Raw genomic sequence first — 642 nt, 5'->3', positions numbered from 1 at the left:
GGCATGCTCCTGGGCAGTGCCGTCATCGGTGCGGGCTCCATCGTCGTCGCGAGCCAGGCCAAGCTGCACCTCGCCTTCGATGCGCCGCGCATCCAGGCACCAGCGGCGCAGGTGGCGCCGGCCGGGATCCGGGTCGCGGCCGTAACGGCCGGCGGCGTCGAGGACGCCCGGCGCGCGGTGCGCGTCGTCTATGTCGGCCCGATCACGGCACGGTGAGCCCGATGACCATCCTCTCCGCCTCTGCTCTCAATCATGACCCGATCGGCTGCGCGCTCGTAAGGAGCGTCACTAACCCGGGCGAGCGCACCGTGATGAAGTCACCCTGGCTNNNNGCCGGATTGTACCTTGACCCGATGGGGAGATGACGGTGAGTGACGTTCCGCCTGCCGTCGTCCTTGTCGTCGAGGACGAGCCTGCGCTTCGGCTTCTGTCCGAGGAGATCCTCGCCGAGTACGGCGGCTATGAGGTGATCTCGGCGGCACATGCGGGTCAGGCTCTTGCGATCCTGAGCGCGCGCCAGGAGGTGCGTCTGGTGTTCACCGACACCAACATGCCAGGGGCGAACATGGGGCTGGATCTGGCGCTTGCTGTCAAAGCCAACTGGCCTGGGACCGGGGTCCTGTTGCCCTCGGGCGCCCCTCC

Annotated in this window: 2 protein-coding genes; both read left to right on the top strand. The window is 68.2% G+C overall.

The window, feature by feature from the left end; genetic code table 11:
* A partial coding sequence (locus F0L46_RS26410; RefSeq protein WP_188312151.1) for a hypothetical protein occupies positions 1–216 on the top strand: 216 nt, incomplete at its 5' end.
* Between the two features lie 151 nt (positions 217–367).
* Positions 368–642, top strand: a 275-nt coding sequence (locus tag F0L46_RS25260) for a response regulator (RefSeq protein WP_188312150.1), incomplete at its 3' end; no start/stop codon positions are given.

Origin of the sequence: Salinarimonas soli (assembly GCF_008386575.1) — a bacterium.
In the GTDB taxonomy this organism is placed as follows: domain Bacteria; phylum Pseudomonadota; class Alphaproteobacteria; order Rhizobiales; family Beijerinckiaceae; genus Salinarimonas_A; species Salinarimonas_A soli.
The sequence above is the reverse complement of the archived record's forward strand: the minus strand, read 5'-3'. Positions and strand labels throughout refer to the sequence as shown.